Below are 18,592 nucleotides of genomic sequence, written 5' to 3' on the forward strand. Positions count from 1 at the left end.
GACGCGGGGTGGAGCAGCCTGGTAGCTCGTCGGGCTCATAACCCGAAGGTCGTCGGTTCAAATCCGGCCCCCGCAACCAACACATTAAACACCTTAACGGGTGTTTTTTTGTTTCTGTCGCCCATAAAAAAAGCGCTTTTCAGCGCTTTTTTGTTATCCCCTTCTCGCCAGCGTCGCCCCATCGGCAAAGTAGGCTTTAATCCCCGCCAGAATCGACTCTGCAACTTCCTGCTGGAAGGTCGCCGTTTTGAGTTTGCGCTCTTCCTCAACGTTACTGATAAATGCCGTTTCTACCAGAATGGATGGGATATCCGGCGCTTTTAGCACCGCAAACCCGGCCTGTTCAACCTGATTTTTATGTAGGTTATTGATTTTTCCAAGCTTGTTCAATACCGCTTTACCAAACTTCAGGCTGTCGGCGATGGTCAGCGATTGCACCATGTCGAACATGGTGTGGTCGACATAACGGTCACCGCTTTTGCTGACGCCACCGATGAGATCCGAGGCGTTCTGGGTCTGCGCCAGATATTTCGCGGCGGTACTGGTGGCGCCTTTGGTTGAGAGCGCAAACACCGACGAACCGCTGGGCTGTCTGCTGGTAAAGGCATCGGCGTGAATAGAGACAAACAGGTCTGCACGCTGCTTCTGCGCTTTCGCCACGCGGACTTTAAGCGGAATGAAGATATCTTCATTTCGCGTCATAAAGACCTTCATGTTGCCCTCTTTCTCTATGAGGGCTCGCAGGCGGCGGGCAATCTGCAGTACCACATCTTTTTCACGCGTCTTGTATTTCCCCACCGCACCGGAATCCTCTCCACCGTGGCCAGGGTCCAGCATAATGACAATCGGACGATCGCGCCCCGCTTTACCAGGCTGCGGGCCACTTTGCGCAGGCGGCACCTGTTTATCCAGATCGCCCTTGTTGTAATCTTCCAGCAACGCCAGCAACGGATCCTGAACATCCTGGGCATTCGCAGGATAGAGATCCATCACCAGACGTTCTTTAAAGCCAGCCACCGGAGCCAGCGCAAAAAGTTGCGGCTTCACGTTCTGTTTCAGCTCGAACACCATCCGCACGGTCTGTGGGTCAAACTGCCCAACACGCGCCGACTTAATATACGGATCGTCAGGACGGATCTGCGTACCAATGCCCTTAAGCACCGAGTTCAAGTTAACGCCTTCAATATCCACAACCACACGCTCAGGATTACTCAGGGCAAACTGTTTGTATTTCAGCAGACGGTTAGATTCTACCGTGACGCGGGTATAGCTGGACGCAGGCCAGACACGAACGGCAACGACCTGACTCACGGCAGCCAGACCGACCTGGCTGACGCTCAAAAGCCACATAGCACCCGCACCTTTCAGTAAACGGCGGCGACTGATTGCTGAATTGGATCCCGACATGCTTCTCCCGAGCAAAAGAAATCTTTATTGAGGTAATACGTAAAACGTCCGAATTGACCGGAAACTTTAGCGAATGACGCATAATCTGTCATCAATAAAAGGGTAAACATTCTTTTTATATTCACGGCATTACTGAGATAAATCTTCGGGATGGGTAAAAATTACGCTTGCGCACAGCGCCAAAACAGAATAAAAATACACAAATTACGAATAATCATGCAATGAGGGTGTGCCGTGGTGAAGGAGCGTAGAACCGAACTGGTACAGGGATTCCGCCATTCTGTTCCCTATATCAATACCCATCGGGGAAAAACGTTTGTCATTATGCTGGGCGGCGAAGCCATCGAGCATGAAAACTTTTCCAGTATCGTCAATGACATTGGTCTTCTTCATAGCCTCGGCATCCGCCTCGTCGTGGTCTATGGCGCACGACCGCAGATTGATGCCAACCTTGCGGCGCATCATCATGAACCGGTGTACCACAAAAATACGCGCGTTACCGACGCTAAAACGCTCGAGCTGGTCAAACAGGCTGCGGGATTACTTCAGCTTGATATTACCGCCCGCCTGTCGATGAGCCTGAATAATACGCCACTGCAAGGTGCACACATCAACGTGGTCAGCGGTAATTTTATTATCTCTCAGCCACTGGGCGTTGATGACGGCGTAGATTACTGCCATAGCGGGCGTATTCGTCGTATTGATGAAGATGCCATTCACCGCCAGTTAGACAGCGGCGCGATTGTGCTGCTGGGGCCGGTCGCCGTTTCCGTCACCGGTGAGAGCTTTAACCTGACGTCAGAAGAGGTCGCCACACAGTTGGCTATCAAACTGAAGGCGGAGAAAATGATCGGGTTTTGCTCGTCTCAGGGCGTCACCAACGATGATGGCGATATTATTTCCGAGCTGTTTCCTAACGAAGCCCAGGCTCGCGTTGAGTTGCAGGAAGAGAAAGGCGATTACAGCTCCGGCACGGTGCGCTTCCTGCGCGGGGCGGTGAAAGCCTGCCGCAGTGGCGTACGCCGCTGCCATCTGATCAGCTATCAGGAAGATGGCGCCTTGCTGCAGGAACTGTTCTCCCGCGACGGGATCGGTACACAGATCGTAATGGAAAGCGCCGAGCAGATCCGTCGCGCCACCATTAACGATATCGGCGGGATTCTGGAGCTGATCCGCCCGCTGGAGCAGCAGGGTATTCTGGTCCGCCGCTCCCGTGAACAACTGGAAATGGAGATCGACAAATTCACGATTATTCAGCGTGATAACCTGACCATCGCCTGCGCCGCTCTGTATCCTTTCCCGGAAGAGAGAATTGGCGAGATGGCGTGCGTGGCGGTGCATCCGGACTACCGTAGTTCGTCGCGCGGGGAAGTGTTGCTGGAACGGATCGCCGCGCAGGCCCGGCAAATGGGGCTAAGCAAGCTGTTTGTGCTGACCACGCGCAGCATCCACTGGTTCCAGGAGCGCGGTTTCACGCCGGTGGATATCGACCTGCTGCCGGAAAGCAAGAAAGAGATGTACAACTATCAGCGGCGGTCAAAAGTGCTGATGGCGGATTTGGGGTAAGAGTCGTTGCCGGATGCGGCATAACTGCCTTATCCGGCCTACATCTACATCATGCCGTCATTAAATAATGACGACAATCCGCTGCGACGTTCGGTGCGGGTGGCAACGGCGCCACTCAGTATCCGCTCATCGGCATACAGCGACAGACGGCGACGCGCGCGGGTAACGGCGGTATAGACCAGCTCGCGGGTAACCACGGGTGAATGCTGGCTGGGTAAAATCAACGCCGCGTGGTCAAACTCGGATCCCTGCGATTTATGCACCGTCATCGCCCAGGTGGTTTCATGCTCTGGCAAGCGGCTGGGTTGCACCGATTTGATAGCACCGTCCGGCAGCGTAAACCACACCCTCAGGCCCTGTCCACGATCGAGGGCAATACCGATATCGCCGTTAAATAATCCCAGCGAACTGTCATTGCGCGCGATCATCACCGGCCTTCCCTCATACCAGCGGCTATGCGGTGAACGATGAATTTTACGTTTTTGCGCCATCACCTGCTCGATGCGTTCATTCAAACCGCCCACGCCAAACGGCCCTTCCCGCAGGGCACATAGCAGTTGATACTCATTGAAGGCCTGAATGACAGCATCCGGCTCGGCACCCTCGCGCAGTAAATCCAGATAGTGCCCATAGCCCGCCAACGCCTCATCCAGCATTGCGGCATAATCCTCGCTGCTGTGTAACGTGCATTTTTCGATGTCGCTAAATCCCTGCTGGAAAACCGTTTTTATCGCAGCTTTGTCGCCGCGATTAATCGCAGCAGCCAACTGACCAATTCCGGAATCGCTGCCAAAACGGTAGCTCTTTTGCAGCAGGCACAGACTGTCGCGCAGAGCTGCCGCCTGAGTTCCCGGCCCTGCCGGAATAGCGCTTCCGGTCAGGCGACTGAGCTGGCGGGCGCGTTCCGGGGTAAACCCGTCACTGACGAAAGCACAGATATCCCCCAGCACCGCCCCCGCCTCGACAGAAGCGAGCTGGTCGCGATCGCCCAGAAAAATCACCCGCCCGTGCGGCGGCAGCGCATCGATAAGGCGCGACATCATCGGCAAATCGATCATCGAAGCTTCATCCACCACCAGCACATCCAGATGCAGCGGGTTTCCCGCATGATGACGCAGGCGCTGACTGCCAGGCTGAGCGCCTAATAATCGATGCAGCGTACTGGCGTCATCGGGAATGCGTTTCTTTTGCTCATCGGTTAGCGGTAGCTCTCGCAGTGCCGCACCCAGCGAGGAGGTCAGGCGCGCTGCCGCCTTTCCCGTTGGCGCTGCCAGTCGAATACGACAGCGTTCACCGTCCGCCATCTGAATCAATGCCGCCAGCAGCCTCGCAACCGTTGTCGTTTTTCCGGTTCCCGGCCCGCCGGAGATCACCGATATACGACGGGTCAGCGCTACAGCAGCGGCCACTTTTTGCCAGTTAACTCCCTCTGATGGCGGAAACAGCGCCTCCAGCGTATGGGTCAGGCGTTGTTCGTCCACCTCAATGGCGTGGTTTACCTCACTGAAAAAGCGCGCCACCGCGCGTTCGTTATGCCACATCCGGTTCAGGTACAGGCGATCGCCATACAGCACCAGCGGCGTGGGTTGATCGCCACGGCTTACCGCCCCGGAAGCCAGCAGGCAGTCCGCCCAGTTCTCAGGCTCTCCCGCTTCAGCGAGCCAGCCGCTTAACAGAGGATGCGCGTCCTCACTCAGGGATAACCGTGAAAGCGGTAAGCAGACGTGTCCTTCACCTGCTTCGCGGCTGAGCAACGCCGCAGCCAGCGCAACGGCAGGGTTATCATTTCCGGCAACCGCCAGCGCAAACTGAGCATCCAGAGGCCTGAGCTGCTTTTGCTCAACGGCTTCCAGTAATCGTTTCTGGATTGTCATGACATCTCCTCCAGCAGCGCACCAGCAAACAACTCATCCATCAAGGCGATCAACTCCCCGTCAGGTCGGGTCGCGTAAATTCCCTGCTGCGGATTCTCACTGTCAACGCCACGCAGGAAGAGATAAATAACGCCGCCAAAATGACGTTCATAATCGTAATCAGCAATGCGATGGCGCAAGTAGCGATGCAGCGCCAGGGTATAAAGTTGATACTGCAGGTCGTAGCGATGCGCCTGCATGGCAGAGGCCATCGCCTGCTGCGTATAGGCTGAGCTGTCTTCGCCCAGCCAGTTCGATTTGTAATCGAGCAGGTAATAACGCCCCTGGTGGCGGAATACCAGGTCAATAAACCCTTTCAGCATGCCACGCACCTGCATAAATTCCAGCGCAGGGCACCCCGCCGAGAGCGGATCGTACTGACGAATCAACGCATCAAGTTGGTTGGCCATCAGCGGCTGCGAAATCGGCAGATAAAACTCCATCTCCACCTGTTTTTCACGCGCGGAAAGATGGCTCAAACTCACGCCCGTCTCGTTGAGAGGCGCTTGCAAAATGGCGTCCAGCCATTCGGTCAAAACCGGCGTCCAGTGCGCGTCATAACCCCCCAACGCTAGTTGCTCTTCGACCCAATGCGGATCCACCGGTTGCGTAAAATCGAGATCTTCAAACAGGCTATGCAAGAACGTACCCGGCGAAGCGCCGCGCGGGAACTGATGCGGTGTAAGTCCTGACTCTTCAATAACCTCACCGACGCCTGCGGCATCGATATCGAGTCGCGGGATCAGATCCTGCGCGATACCATGTCCCCGCTGTTGCAGACCGGAATAACTGGTCACTCGCCAGCTATCGCCGGGCGTACGCCGCAGTATTTTCGCACTCAGTTCGCTGCTAACAGCCTGCGTAACCTGCCAGGGTTCACCGTCAGGCTGCGCAGGCGTCTGGCAGGCAATATCGTTGCTGCAAAGCGCTTCAATCGCACCACGCAGACCCGCAGCATCCATCGGCTCGCCTTTTTGCAACAGGTGGCCAAGGGCACTCTGATGCACATCGGTATCCCCTTTTTTATCGCCCCGGCGTCGCACCAACGGCGCAACGCCAAGGCTGCAGTGCCATACCGAACGGGTTAGCGCGACATAAAGCAAACGCAGGTCTTCCGCCAGGCGTTCCGCTTCGGCCAGCTCAACGCTCTCCTCGGCATCGCTGAGATCCAGCACAGCTTCAAAAGAGCTGCGATCGTGGTAGAAAGCCTGATCCTGGACACGGAAATTGGTGATAAACGGCAGCCAAACCAGCGGATACTCCAGCCCTTTCGATTTATGGATGGTGACGATTTTGACCAGATGCTTGTCGCTTTCCAGCCTGAGCTGCTGGCTGGACGCGTTGCTGTCGGGTTCAAGAATATGCTGGGATAACCAGCGCACCAGCGCATGCTCACTTTCCAGTTGCGACCCCGCTTCCTGCAACAGTTCGCTGATGTGTAGAATGTCTGTCAGGCGGCGTTCGCCCCCCGCCGTCGCCAGCAGGTTTTCCGCAATCTGGCGGGCTGCCATCAGCGCGCGTAGCATCGGCATCACGCCGCGTTTATGCCAGATCTGACGATAGCCATCGAACTCTTCGACCACCGCATCCCAGGCATTTTCGTCGTTATTTAACGCTTCAAGATCCTGCGCATTCAGCCCCATCATCGAGGTCGCCAGCGCGCTACGCAGCGTATTCTCACGCTCCGGGGTCATCACCGCCTGCAGCACCCACAGCAACTCCTGCGCCTCCAGCGTTTCAAACACGCTGTCACGGTTAGAGAGGTAGACGGAGGGAATGGCCAGTTGGGTCAGCGCATCACGGACCAGCGCCGCTTCCTGGCGGCTACGAACCAATACGCTGATGTCCGACGCGCGTACCGGACTGGATGTTTTACCACTGACCAGTTGCGCCGCGCCAGAATGCCCGGCCTTAAGCCAGTCGCGAATTTGCGTGGCGCACACCTGGGCCATGTAGTTCTGATAGTCGCCTACGCCACAGCTTTCCCCTTCCATCAGCCACATACTCATAGCGGGTTGCGTTTCACCGTGTAAAACAAACTGAAGCGCCTGGTTTTTTTCTGCAGATTTTACCGGGCTGAAGGGGATTTCGCGGAACATAAAGGCGTCGTCCATCTGGCTGAAAAGCGTATTCACGCTATTGACCATGCCAGGGGCCGAACGCCAGTTGGTATCGAGCGTATAGTGTGCGCTGACTTCGCTGCGCGCCTTCATATAGGTGAAGATATCCGCGCCGCGAAACGCGTAAATCGCCTGTTTCGGATCGCCAATCAGCAGCAGTGCAGTATCCGGCTGATGCTGCCAGATCCGGCGAAAAATACGGTACTGCTGCGGATCGGTATCCTGAAATTCATCGATCATCGCGACCGGAAAACGGGTACGAATCGCCGTCGCCAGCGCATCGCCGCTTTCACTGCGCAACGCCGCATCCAGACGGCTAAGCATATCGTCAAAACCCAGCTCACCGCGGCGTCGTTTCTCTTCGGCAACCGCCGTGCGGATCTCCGCCAGCGCCCGGGTGATCACCAGATCCCGCAGGGTTAACGGTTCGCTAAGCAGTTCATCAATAGCGACAAACAGCGGGTGCTGAGGAGTTATCCCGCCCGCTTTAGTGCGCTCTTCCAGAAAACGCTGTGAGAATTTCTCCAGCGCGTCAGGAAGCTGGTAACTTTGAGTTTCTTCCTGCGCCCACGCGCTGATCTTTTCGATCCACTTCCCCTGGTTACCGCGATTAAATTTACGCCGATCGATCCCGGAGGCTTCCAACAGGCCGTCCAGCTCATCAACGCAATCGCGCCACTGCTGCTTGATTTGATTAATGCGCGCGAGAATTTGTTCGTGCCGGGAGGCCAGCGTTTCGTCATCGGACGGCGGAGCCTTGATAACTGGTGCTTCCCCCTGCAGATAGCGATCGATATCCCTCAGCAGCGCCTGCGGTCCTTTCCACGTTTCAAAAATCACCTGCGCAATGTCGCGGGGCAGCGGGTAGCAGTGTCGACGCCAGAAGTCCGCACAGGCCTGATAGCGCAGCAGCGATTCATCTTCTATCAGTTGCTGTTCGAACAGCATGCCTGATTCAAAGGCGTTGAGACTGAGCATACGCTGACAAAAACCGTGGATGGTAAACACTGCCGCTTCATCCATCTGTCTTTCAGCCAGTAGCAGCCACTGAGCGGCCTGTTTTTTATCGGCGATTTCATCTAACAAACGGGCGTATAGCGGGTTGTCGGTGGTTTCACGCAGGCAGGCAATTCGCAGTTCATGAATGTTGCTACGAATTCGACCTCGCAGCTCTTCGGTGGCCGCCTCGGTGAAGGTGACCACCAGCAGTTCTTCGACGGTCAGAGGACGAGGAAAGGCGGCAGCGCCGCCCAGTCCAAGCAGTAAACGTAAATACAGAGCGGCGATGGTAAAGGTTTTACCGGTGCCCGCAGAGGCTTCAATCAGGCGCTCGCCCGTCAGGGGCAAGCGCAGTGGATCAAGGGACTCAGCGGCATCATTCATTCTTATCACTCATCAGGGGTAAGGTTTGCTGCAACGCGCTGACGGTCTGCCACACTTTCCAGCCTTCCGGGTGCACATATTCTGCTTTCCCGTTCTGACTGCCGGAAACCTGTGACAGTATCGCCATGCCTTGCGGCTCAACCACCGCCTGATGGAAGAAATCGGCAAGTTTTTGCGGCGTCAGCAGTTTAATCTGAGCCACTATTTTATCACGTGAATCGAAGCGCATATTACCGCGATCAAAATCTTTGCTTAACTGCGAGGCTTCAGCCCCCAGCGTTTGCGGCGCCTGCAGCATTTGCGCAATAATCGCCTGCTGAATTTGCGCAAACTCTTCAGGTTTCATCGCCCGCAGCTTCGCTTCCGCCGTCGGGAAGAACGCTTTATAACGCTCCCAGAGGTAAGACGGCTGCTTATCGCTGCTTTGCAGCAGGAACCCCATTCCCCACTGACGGCCAACGCTCATTGGGAATGCAAATACGGCGTAGCCTAACTGTTCTTCAGTACGCAGTTGATTGTAGAACCACGGCTGAACAATCTGCCCTAACATGGCGCTGTAGGCTGAACTGGCGTATTCATCGTATCCGGTTGGCACAAATACGGCCGCCAGCGCAGAATCCGTGCTGCTACCTGCTTTTTCAAAGATAACGGACTGCTTCTTGTCCACCACCACATCTTTATTGCGACACCACTGTGACCCGTTAGCGCCAAGCTGTTGCTGGATATCCCGCGCCATGGTTGTCGCCTGAGCTGCGCTCATATTACCAATTACCAGGAATTCAGGCCGCGCACCGGTTTTTAAGGCGTCGCGGTAGGTCATCACCTCTTTCAGGGTGATAGAAGGCAGCAGCTTACGGCGTTCATCACGTGAGAAATACGGTACCTGAGAAAGCATCTGCACCGGCATAATGGCCTGATCGTAGGCTTTCCCCTTCTCTGCGGAATCCATCATCTGCGCATACCACGATTTTGCCTGTTCCAGCAGTTCATCCGTTGAGGTGTAGCTGAAATAGCCGCTCAGCAGCGCCTGAAAAAGCTGCGGCAGACGTTGGGTGTAGCCGTTGGCGTTAAGCATCAACCCATTGTTAGCATTGGTTGAGAAACCAATTCCACCTACCGACGCCTGGTTGCTTAACTGATCGAGCGCAATCCCCGCCAGGTAATCGTTAAGTGCGAATAAAACCTGGTTGCGCGCGCTGTCCATGGCTTTCGGGTTACGCAGGATCGCGCTAACGTCAGCCTTCGGCTCACTGGCAAAATACTGGCTCGGCGCATACACCACACGTAAATCCGGCTCATCAACAATCAGTTCCGGGTGGGCGTATTTTTTATCCGTTTTAATCAGTGTGAAATCATCCGGAATGTAGGGGTTTAACTCCGGTAAAGACAGCGCAATGCCCTGCGCTTTTTGCTGCCAGTCGGCAAAGGTTTTGTCGCTGATCTTATCCACCTGGTAAGGCGCATCGACAAAATACGCGGTTTTATTATGCGGTTCTTTCGCGCTGATATACCAGATACGCGCATTCTGCGGCGTCATCATTGCCAGGCGTTGCTCAACGGCTTTCGCATCGTACTGGTCAGCAATATTCACCGCATCCAGCGTATGTTCGACGGGAACACGGATCATGGTATCAGCCAACCATTCCACGTAGTCCATATCACGGGTGATGGAGGGATAACGGAAATCCAGATCCAGCACGTGCGCCAGCTCGTCAAAATAACGTTTATCGACGCCTTTCTCGCGTAACAAATTGAGGTAGCTAAAGATTGCCGCAACAACTTCATCGCGGTTCGCCAGCCCCTTGTCGGTTAACGTCGCGGAAATGGCTAACACGCCGCTGTTCCCGTTGACCACCGGATCGGAGTCTGCGCGAATACCTTCAACCAGGCCCTGCTTTTGCAGCCAGTCAGACAACGTGCCCGGGCTACGATTGCCAATCAGGTAGGTCACCAGTTCATCGGTTTTACTGCGGAACTGCGCGCTGTTGTTATCGATACGAAACTCGACGCGCAGCACTTTACGCGGCATTGCCGGAACATAGTGGATGATGACGCCCTTTTGCGCGTCGGTGACTACCGGTACGGTAATTTCAGGTTTTGCGATATTTCTGTTCGGTACGCGTCCAAAGGTGTCAGCCGCTATCCGCGCCAGCTCTGGCAGCGGTTTATTACTATAAATCACTGCCTTCATCAGGTTCGCGGAGTAGTACTTTTCATGAAAATTTTGTAATGCCTGCACCACCGGGTTACCCGGTTTATCGCTTAATGTCTCGAGATTTCCGCCGGAGAAACGCGAGCCTGGGTGCGCCGGGTTGATGGTCTCAGCGCTCACCTGCGCCATACGCATCCCGTCTCGGGTACGCGCCAGCGTCAGCTCGGAGTTAACCGCGTTACGCTCACGGTCGGCATATTTTTTATCCAGTAACGGATCGGCAATAGCGTCCGCCAGACGATCCACTGCCCCCACCAGCGCGTCGTTTTCGACTTCAAGATAGAAGGCCGTACGATAAGGCGCTGTGCTGGCATTGTGGCTGCCGCCATGCATTTTCAGGAATTCAGCCAGGCTGTCCGGCTGCGGGTATTTTTTCGAGCCCATCAGGCACATGTGTTCAAGATAATGCGCCAGCCCCTGATGATCGTCCGGATCTTCCAGCGAGCCCACGGGGACGACCAGTGCAGAAAGGGATTTCACGGCCTGAGGATCGGATACCAGCAGCACGACCATGCCATTATCAAGGCGCACGGCCTGATACTGACGGGTGTCTTTATCGCTTTTACGGATGGTTTCAGCTAAAGGCTGCCAACCGGTATCTGCCTGACTTACGGGAACCCAAAGGGCGACGAACAACAGTAATGCGCTGAACCAGGTGCTGCGGGGCATTCACAAACCTCATCATTAACGTATTCACCTGTTCACTGCAAAGCACGTATGAATACGTGGTCTGAACAGGGCAAGACTCTGTGCTGAACGAGCCAGCATCTTCTCTTTATAAGAATCAGTCCGTGACAGAATGCGCATCATAGATGAAGCCATCGAGTTGCGCAATTTTTATACAATCATCATGACTGATTAAAGCGAAAAATCGGTAACAGGTAGTGCTGAGACTGTAAAACAATGGTCTCCAGCGTATCAGCATCCAGTTGTCGCCAAAGACGCTGATACCAGATGTCGTCGCCTTCACCTCGTACTATCATGTTGCCTTCATAGGCCTGCAGAAACTTACTGCGCGCTTTTTGCAACGTTGCATCGTCATCTAACATGGCATCATTTGCGGCGTCATAACAGGTTTTTATCCATGCACCGCCGCTTTCGGGCAACACCAGCAACGGTGACGACATGCCTTCCCGATACCCCTCAATGAGTTGCGACAGGTACAGTAACGCCTGTTCTGCATCCAGCGGCGGAAAACGCCATTCCCCGTCTTTACGCAGGAACAACCGGCTCTCTCCCATACCGCCACTGGCACAATAGACAAGATGTTCCAGCCAAAGTTGCACACCTTGCGCAATGCTTATCAAAGATGGGCGCCAGCGCAACAAACCGTCCTCTTGTACCTGCGGCAGCCAACCGGTGATTTGCACGCCGTTACAGTTAAGATCGATTTCCATGCTCTGACAGGGCTGGCGACAGGCGATAATGCGTTCAGCCAGCGACTGCATCTCCTGACGCTGCGTATCCCACAGAATTTCGCCAAATGGCCCATAGGGTAGCGCGCCCGCCGCACGAAAACGGCGGAACAGCCGTTCAGCATCGTTCTCTTCAACCAGCGTATTAAGCAATTGCTGATTAAGTTGATAGCGGGTTAATCCTTCAAGGGTGAAAGGTTCCGTATCGGGGATCTCACTCTCTTCAGAGCGGAAATTAACCCTCAAACGCATCTGGAAAAAGGCGCGTACCGGATGAGCCCAAAATCGCTGCAGCGTTTCCAGCGTCAGCGTTTCGGGTATCTCAAAGGGCAGAGGCTGTACAAAGTCCGAGTGCGCTTTTCCTGACAGACTCGCCGCAGGCAGCCATTCCCGGGCATAGCTTTGCTGTTCACCCGGTAGATAGTTTTGTGCATCAAAGGGCATACGGGTATGCAAACGGGTAACGTGCGCTTTTACCCGGGCCTCGCTTTGATCGCAGGTTAACGATTCATCGCCCGGCAGATAGTGGCTTTGCCCAATGTAGTCCATCAATTCCTGTACCAGAACCGACGGGAAGCGCTCGCTGTTGTCCTGAATGGATCGGCCAATGTAGCTGATATAGAGCGTTTGCTGTGCCGAAATCAATGCTTCGAGGAACAGATAGCGGTCATCATCGCGACGACTACGATCGCCCCGCATCGGTTTTTGGCTCATTAAATCAAAGCCCAGCGGCGCAAGCTGGCGCGGATAAACGCCATCGTTCATGCCCAGCAGGCACACCACCTTGAAAGGAATAGAACGCATCGGCATCAGCGTACAAATGTTAACGGGCCCCGCCAGGAAGCGCTGGCTGATGCGCTCCTGGTCAAGACGCTGCGCCAGCTCATCACGTAACAGAGAGAGCGGTACGGCCTCGCCATACTCGGCTCCCAAACCTTCAGTGATAATGGCCTGCCACTGCTGTTCAATCAGCGTCATCGCCGCTTCGGTATCCGCGTCCGGCAGGAAGAAATCATTAAGCATGTCCCGGCAAACAGGTAGCCATTCTTCCAGCGGTCGTTCCTGCGCTAACCCTCTACGCCAAAGATTGAGCTGCATCAGCAACGAGGCCAGATGCCCAACCAGCTCGGCAATCAATCCGCTGGACTCATCGTAAGGCAATACCGATTGCCACTCGCCCTGCGCGCTTTCCATCGCGTAGCCGAGCAGCATACGCGTTAAACCAAATTGCCAGGTATGCTGACCTGTAGGCGGAAGCTCCAGCTCACGCACGTTATCGTCGTCAATTCCCCAGCGAATACCGGATTCATTGACCCATAAGCGAAGATAGCGCAGCCCCTCTTCATCGATATTGAAACGCGCCGCCAGCACGGGAACATCCAGTAACGCCAGGACATCCTCTGAGACAAAACGGCTATCCGGCAGCGACAGCAGGCTAATAAAGGCCTGTAAGACGGGATGAGACTGGCGCGCCCGACGGTCGGAAATCGCGTAAGGTAAGTAACGCTCGGCTGGCGCGCTGCCAAAGACCGACTGAATGAATGGACTGTAGCTGTCGATATCCGCCACCATCACGATAATATCGCGCGGCGTCAGCGTTGGATCCGCTTCCAGCATTGCCAGCAAGCGGTCATGAAGAATTTCTACCTCGCGCTGTGGGCTATGGCAGACATGGAAAGTCACGCTGGTATCGTTCAGCTCAAGCCGGCGTTTATTGTCGCTCCGGGAATATTCTTCCAGCGTAACGCCCGCCACAGCATGACTTTCAAGCTCCAGAATATCCGATTGAATATTGTGCAAAAGATTGTCAGGCGTAATATCGACGAACGCATCCAGCTCCTGACTATTCTCTAGCTCTGAAAGCAGGTAAATGTAATCGCGCCCCAGTTTGCCCCATGAGGCCAGCATCGGGTTGCCCACATCCTGTTCGCCATCGCTATTAAATAATCCTTCAGCTTTCTGACTGTCACGAAACAACGGCAGATGGCGTTCTTCAAAGCTGTGCCGACGCTGACGCGCCATCAGCTTCGCCAGCCAGGCGGGATCTTTTATATCCCCCCAGTAGTAGCGACAAGGGTTGGTAAACAGCAGATGAATATCAATGTGCTTACCCAGCGCCTGCAATGCCTGCAAATAAACCGGCGGCAGCGCCGAAATACCGCAAATAAAGACGCGAGAAGGCAGTCCCTGCGGGCACTCGGACGCACTTTCCAGGGTCTGAATAAAACGTTGGTATAAATTGGCACGATGCCAGCGCGGCTGGCCCAATTCCTCAGTGTATTCCACCAGCGCTTTCCACAACGGGGCCTGCCAGGCCTGAGACTCGCCAAGTCCGTCAACCAGTCGCCCGGCTTCCCACTGGGTCAACCAGTCAGGGCGGTAGACTAAATACTGGTCAAAAAGGTCAGCAGCGCGCGAGGAAAGCTGAAACAGCTTGCGCTTATCGGTGTCGTCCGTCAGATAGTGGCGCAGCAATGCGAAATCATCGCCATCCAGTAACTGCGGCAACAGCGTCATCAACTTCCAACTCATGCTCTGTTTGCTAAACGCGCTCTCTTTCGGGATATCCGGCAGCACGCGCACAAACATATCCCAGATAAAACTCGCAGGCAGCGGAAAATCGATGTTGGCGGCAATACTAAACTTCTGTGCAAGGGTCATTTGTAGCCACTGCGCCATGCCGGTACTTTGAACCAGGATCATCTCAGGTTCAAAGGGGTCGTCCAGCCGCTCGCGCTCAACGATAAATTCCATTAACGCTTCCAGCACATCCAGACGATTGGAGTGGTAGACCCTTAACATAGCGACTCCTGACTACTGACGATTCGGGCAATGCAGACGCGTCATCTGACCCTGCCTGCCCAGGGGTGAAGATATTTTAACGTTGATGCTGACACATCCCGCTCTCGTTGTCTGCATTCGGTTAACCTGCCAGTCCAACGGTGATGAAAACTGATACAGCTGGGTTTGCTGCCAGGCATGACGCCAGAGTTGTTGGTACTGGTTTCTGATGATAAAGCTGTTCATCAGCGCCCGCTGGTATCCCGACAACGCGGTCACAATCATTATCATCAGTACCATTGCCAGCATCACTTCCGGCAGGCTAAAGCCACGCTGTCTGTTCAGGGGATCTGACATAACGCCTGCTCCTTTAACGGGCAAAAATCGCTCCAGCCATTGGCCGAGAAGGCGATGTTGCCATCGATAACCGCTCCCTGACGCCATAGAGACACCCCTTCATAGTGAGCAATAAGCAGCACGAAATTATTAGTAAGCAGGCGCAGGCAAACCGCGGCATCCTTCATGGTATCGCGCCGACACTGTACGGCGGGTTGTATGCGCCAGGGCTGCATACGTCCCCATTCCAACGCGGATTGCACCGTCGCCTGACGCTGCAGCGCCTGGCTTTGCGTCACCACTCGTGAAGCAAAACTGGCCTCCTGTCTGCTAGCGCCTTGCAGCAGAAGACTACCGAGCACCAGCAGCAACAGGACCATCGCCAGAGATGAAGCGCCTCTCTCGCGGTTCACAGGTTGAATCCCGTAACGCTGTACACGGCTTCAATAACCTTTTGTGGTTCGACATTGTTCACTCCGCGCAAACGCAGCGTAAGGAGCGGGGAATATCCGCTGATCTTCAGGCGTTCAACCTGAAATGCCTCAATCTGTATCGTGGCTGGATCGGTCATTTTCTCCCACCCTTTTCCATTACAGTCAGTTGCTCCCCGCAGGGTCTCCAGCACCTTGTCCTGTAAACGAAACCCGATAGCATCAGCCTCTTTAGCGGAACTGCTGTCCCAAACGCCGTTGCTGTTAGCATCCCAGCGGGCAATAACACAGTCCCCCTTAGCCGATATCACCAGTCCCTCTCCGCCACAGTTTCCCCGGCAATACCCTGCCCGCTGAAGGTGCTTAGCCACGGTATAGACCCGCTGCCATATTTCATCTTCCAGCGCCAACTGGCTCGTATTGCGCAGAATCTCTCGCTGTAGCGCCGGTAAAAATTGCGCTGAGCTAAGCAGTAAAACGCTGCTAATCGCCATCGCAATGAGTACCTCCAGCAGTGAAAATCCCCGTTCCTTTACTGACATAACCGGGCCTCATCGCGTTCGCAAAGCCTGATTCGCCCCCAACCAGATACCACCACCCGCCATTCCCCTGCCGTATTTTTCAGGCGGATATGTCCGGCCCATGCCGTATTGCGCAGACCAAAAAAGGCCAGTGAAGGCGTTATCTCTGCCAACTCGACATCGTCCCAGAGCGGTGTAAACACCAAAGGTGAAGCGGGTTTGCACACATCTTGCGAAGCCGCAGAGCTGACAAAGCACCACGATGCGCCATCCCGAATCACGCTTATCACGTGATCGCGGTTACGCCAGTTAGCATCTTCACGCAGTTGCAGCAGGTAATCCCGGACCTGGCAGGCGGTTTGCCACAGGCGCTGTTGTTGCTGCCAGCGCTGCCAGCCATAAAGACCTGATGCTCCAAGCGCCGCGACGATCAGCATCGTAATCAGGGTTTCGAGAAGCGTGTAGCCGTGTTGTTTTTTCATGCCGCCAGTATGGCGTGAGGAAAATGAATAACGAGCGGGAAATTCGGTTTCTACGGCGAGCTACGGAGAATATTTTTCGAGTTGCAGTCCATTGCAATAATTCAGGAATCTGCGCCGAAGAACGCGATTTTAGATAAAAAAAACCGACGCACACAGGCGTCGGTTGTGACAGCATGAAGCCGGTTAGATAGCCACTGGCGCTTTAATACCAGGATGCGGATCGTAGCCTTCAATTTCGAAGTCTTCGAAGCGATAGTCAAAAATAGATTCAGGCTTACGTTTGATAACCAGCTTCGGCAGCGCGCGCGGTTCACGGCTAAGCTGCAGATGCGTTTGATCCATATGATTGCTGTACAGGTGCGTGTCGCCACCGGTCCAGACAAAATCACCTACTTCCAGATCGCACTGCTGCGCCATCATGTGCACCAACAGGGCGTAGCTGGCAATGTTAAACGGCAAGCCGAGGAACACATCGCACGAACGCTGATACAGTTGGCAGGAGAGCTTGCCATCCGCTACGTAAAACTGGAAGAACGCATGGCACGGCGCCAGCGCCATTTTATCCAGCTCGCCGACGTTCCATGCGGAAACGATGATACGGCGAGAGTCCGGGTCATTTTTGAGCTGGTTTAACACCGTGGTGATCTGGTCAATATGGCGTCCATCTGGCGTAGGCCACGCGCGCCATTGTTTGCCATAAACCGGGCCTAAATTACCGTTTTCATCCGCCCATTCGTCCCAGATTGAGACGTTGTTTTCATGCAGGTAGGCAACGTTGGTGTCGCCCTGCAAAAACCACAGCAGCTCATGAATGATCGAGCGTAAATGGCAGCGTTTAGTCGTAACCAGCGGGAACCCTTCCTGCAGATTAAAACGCATCTGATGACCAAAAATGGAAAGCGTTCCGGTTCCGGTACGGTCGTTTTTCTGTGTGCCTTCATCCAGCACTTTTTGCATCAGTTCTAAATACTGTTTCATGGTTCCTCAGGAAACGTGTTGCTGTGGGCTGCGGCGGTACGCCCAAACCATCATAATAATGCCTGCGACAATCATCGGGATAGAGAGGATCTGTCCCATGCTGATGTACTGTACCCAGGTACCGGTAAACTGCGCATCCGGCTGGCGGAAGAATTCAACGATAATACGAAACGCGCCATAGCCAATCAGGAACAGACCGGATACCGAGCCCATCGGGCGCGGCTTGCGAATGTACAGGTTGAGAATGATAAACAGCACGACACCTTCGAGCGCCATCTCATAAAGCTGTGAGGCGTGGCGCGGCAGCGAGCCGTAGGTATCAAAAATAGACTGCCATTGCGGGTTAGTTTGCAGCAGTAAAATATCTTCGGTGCGAGAGCCCGGGAACAGCATGGAAAACTTGAAGTTCGGGTCAACGCGTCCCCACAGCTCACCGTTGATAAAGTTACCCAGACGCCCTGCGCCCAGACCAAACGGAATCAGCGGGGCGATGAAATCAGAAACCTGGAAGAACGAACGTTTGGTGCGTTTGGCGAAGATAATCATCACCAGGATCACACCAATAAGCCCACCGTGGAAGGACATCCCACCGTCCCAGACGCGGAACAGATACAGCGGGTTGTCGAGGAATAACGGGAAGTTATAGAACAGTACATAACCAATACGTCCACCAAGGAACACCCCAAGGAAGCCCGCATACAGTAAGTTTTCTACTTCATTTTTGGTCCAGCCACTGCCCGGACGATTCGCGCGGCGGGTCGCCAGCCACATCGCAAATATAAACCCCACCAAATACATTAAGCCGTACCAGTGAAGCGCGACGGGTCCGATTGAGAAAATGACCGGATCGAAATCCGGAAAATGCAGATAGCTACTGGTCATCTGTCACCACAAGTTCTTGTTATTTCGCTGAAGTCAGACAGCAATTGATAAGCGCGCCTGCATAATACAGGCGCTCCAAAGGTGCGAATGATAGCACAAGGGGATCGCAGCGGATGCCGGGAAGATGTAAAAGATCTGTATAGGTAATCTTTATCCCCCCGTAAT

Annotated in this window: 12 protein-coding genes and 1 tRNA gene; 2 read left to right on the forward strand and 11 right to left on the reverse strand. The window is 54.5% G+C overall.

Going from position 1 to position 18,592, the window contains the following annotated elements:
• Positions 1–2: 2 nt before the first annotated feature.
• Positions 3–79: transfer RNA gene (locus tag OGW16_RS17095), tRNA-Met, on the forward strand.
• 74 nt (positions 80–153) lie between these two features.
• On the opposite strand, the gene amiC is transcribed toward OGW16_RS17095, so the two are convergent.
• Positions 154–1,407 carry an N-acetylmuramoyl-L-alanine amidase AmiC gene (gene amiC / locus OGW16_RS17100; protein WP_043017425.1) on the reverse strand — a complete coding sequence of 418 codons (1,254 nt, stop codon included), beginning with the start codon at positions 1,405–1,407 and terminating at the stop codon, positions 154–156.
• A 234-nt stretch (positions 1,408–1,641) separates the two neighbouring features.
• Here amiC and argA point away from each other — a divergent pair, with 234 nt between their 5' ends.
• Positions 1,642–2,973, forward strand: a complete 1,332-nt coding sequence (gene argA, locus OGW16_RS17105) for an amino-acid N-acetyltransferase (protein ID WP_043017426.1) — start codon at positions 1,642–1,644, stop codon at positions 2,971–2,973.
• A gap of 44 nt (positions 2,974–3,017) precedes the next feature.
• Here the strand turns inward: argA and recD are convergent, their stop codons facing one another.
• The 10 genes from recD to lgt all read right to left on the reverse strand — a co-directional run bounded on the left by recD (position 3,018) and on the right by lgt (position 18,427).
• Positions 3,018–4,847 carry an exodeoxyribonuclease V subunit alpha gene (gene recD / locus OGW16_RS17110; RefSeq protein WP_286518642.1) on the reverse strand — a complete coding sequence of 610 codons (1,830 nt, stop codon included), beginning with the start codon at positions 4,845–4,847 and terminating at the stop codon, positions 3,018–3,020.
• The gene (recB, locus tag OGW16_RS17115) at positions 4,844–8,389 is read right to left on the reverse strand and encodes an exodeoxyribonuclease V subunit beta (protein WP_286518643.1); all 3,546 of its coding nucleotides are present in this window, start codon (positions 8,387–8,389) and stop codon (positions 4,844–4,846) included. The genes recD and recB overlap by 4 nt, the downstream gene beginning before the upstream one ends.
• Entirely contained in the window at positions 8,382–11,270 is a 2,889-nt protein-coding gene (gene ptrA, locus OGW16_RS17120; RefSeq protein WP_286518644.1) for a pitrilysin, read from the reverse strand. Before ptrA ends, recB begins: the two co-directional genes overlap by 8 nt.
• 179 nt (positions 11,271–11,449) lie before the next feature.
• Positions 11,450–14,818 carry an exodeoxyribonuclease V subunit gamma gene (gene recC, locus OGW16_RS17125; RefSeq protein WP_105179660.1) on the reverse strand — a complete coding sequence of 1,123 codons (3,369 nt, stop codon included), beginning with the start codon at positions 14,816–14,818 and terminating at the stop codon, positions 11,450–11,452.
• A 12-nt stretch (positions 14,819–14,830) separates the two neighbouring features.
• On the reverse strand, positions 14,831–15,154 hold the full coding sequence (locus OGW16_RS17130) for a prepilin-type N-terminal cleavage/methylation domain-containing protein (protein WP_100194800.1): 324 nt from the start codon (positions 15,152–15,154) through the stop codon (positions 14,831–14,833).
• A complete protein-coding gene (locus tag OGW16_RS17135; RefSeq protein ID WP_286518645.1) occupies positions 15,139–15,546 on the reverse strand; it encodes a DUF2509 family protein in 408 nt (135 codons plus the stop codon). Before OGW16_RS17135 ends, OGW16_RS17130 begins: the two co-directional genes overlap by 16 nt.
• The gene (locus tag OGW16_RS17140) at positions 15,543–16,106 is read right to left on the reverse strand and encodes a prepilin peptidase-dependent protein (RefSeq protein ID WP_080626148.1); all 564 of its coding nucleotides are present in this window, start codon (positions 16,104–16,106) and stop codon (positions 15,543–15,545) included. The genes OGW16_RS17135 and OGW16_RS17140 overlap by 4 nt, the downstream gene beginning before the upstream one ends.
• Positions 16,097–16,567 (reverse strand): prepilin peptidase-dependent protein, encoded by a 471-nt coding sequence (locus tag OGW16_RS17145; protein ID WP_181634345.1) that lies wholly within the window; start codon positions 16,565–16,567, stop codon positions 16,097–16,099. Before OGW16_RS17145 ends, OGW16_RS17140 begins: the two co-directional genes overlap by 10 nt.
• Positions 16,568–16,750: 183 nt before the next feature.
• Entirely contained in the window at positions 16,751–17,545 is a 795-nt protein-coding gene (gene thyA, locus OGW16_RS17150) for a thymidylate synthase (RefSeq protein ID WP_003033990.1), read from the reverse strand.
• 6 nt (positions 17,546–17,551) lie between these two features.
• A complete protein-coding gene (gene lgt, locus OGW16_RS17155; RefSeq protein ID WP_043017436.1) occupies positions 17,552–18,427 on the reverse strand; it encodes a prolipoprotein diacylglyceryl transferase in 876 nt (291 codons plus the stop codon).
• Positions 18,428–18,592: the final 165 nt, after the last annotated feature.

It is taken from the genome of Citrobacter sp. Ce104, assembly GCF_030334595.1.
GTDB classification, from domain to species: domain Bacteria; phylum Pseudomonadota; class Gammaproteobacteria; order Enterobacterales; family Enterobacteriaceae; genus Citrobacter; species Citrobacter europaeus.

Coding starts and splice junctions, on each gene's coding strand:
- thyA (WP_003033990.1), bottom strand. CDS start 17,545: ATGAAACAGTATTTAGAACTGATGCAAAAAGTGCTGGATGAAGGCACA.
- recC (WP_105179660.1), bottom strand. CDS start 14,818: ATGTTAAGGGTCTACCACTCCAATCGTCTGGATGTGCTGGAAGCGTTA.
- recB (WP_286518643.1), bottom strand. CDS start 8,389: ATGAATGATGCCGCTGAGTCCCTTGATCCACTGCGCTTGCCCCTGACG.
- OGW16_RS17140 (WP_080626148.1), bottom strand. CDS start 16,106: ATGTCAGTAAAGGAACGGGGATTTTCACTGCTGGAGGTACTCATTGCG.
- OGW16_RS17130 (WP_100194800.1), bottom strand. CDS start 15,154: ATGTCAGATCCCCTGAACAGACAGCGTGGCTTTAGCCTGCCGGAAGTG.
- OGW16_RS17145 (WP_181634345.1), bottom strand. CDS start 16,567: ATGAAAAAACAACACGGCTACACGCTTCTCGAAACCCTGATTACGATG.
- recD (WP_286518642.1), bottom strand. CDS start 4,847: ATGACAATCCAGAAACGATTACTGGAAGCCGTTGAGCAAAAGCAGCTC.
- amiC (WP_043017425.1), bottom strand. CDS start 1,407: ATGTCGGGATCCAATTCAGCAATCAGTCGCCGCCGTTTACTGAAAGGT.
- lgt (WP_043017436.1), bottom strand. CDS start 18,427: ATGACCAGTAGCTATCTGCATTTTCCGGATTTCGATCCGGTCATTTTC.
- ptrA (WP_286518644.1), bottom strand. CDS start 11,270: ATGCCCCGCAGCACCTGGTTCAGCGCATTACTGTTGTTCGTCGCCCTT.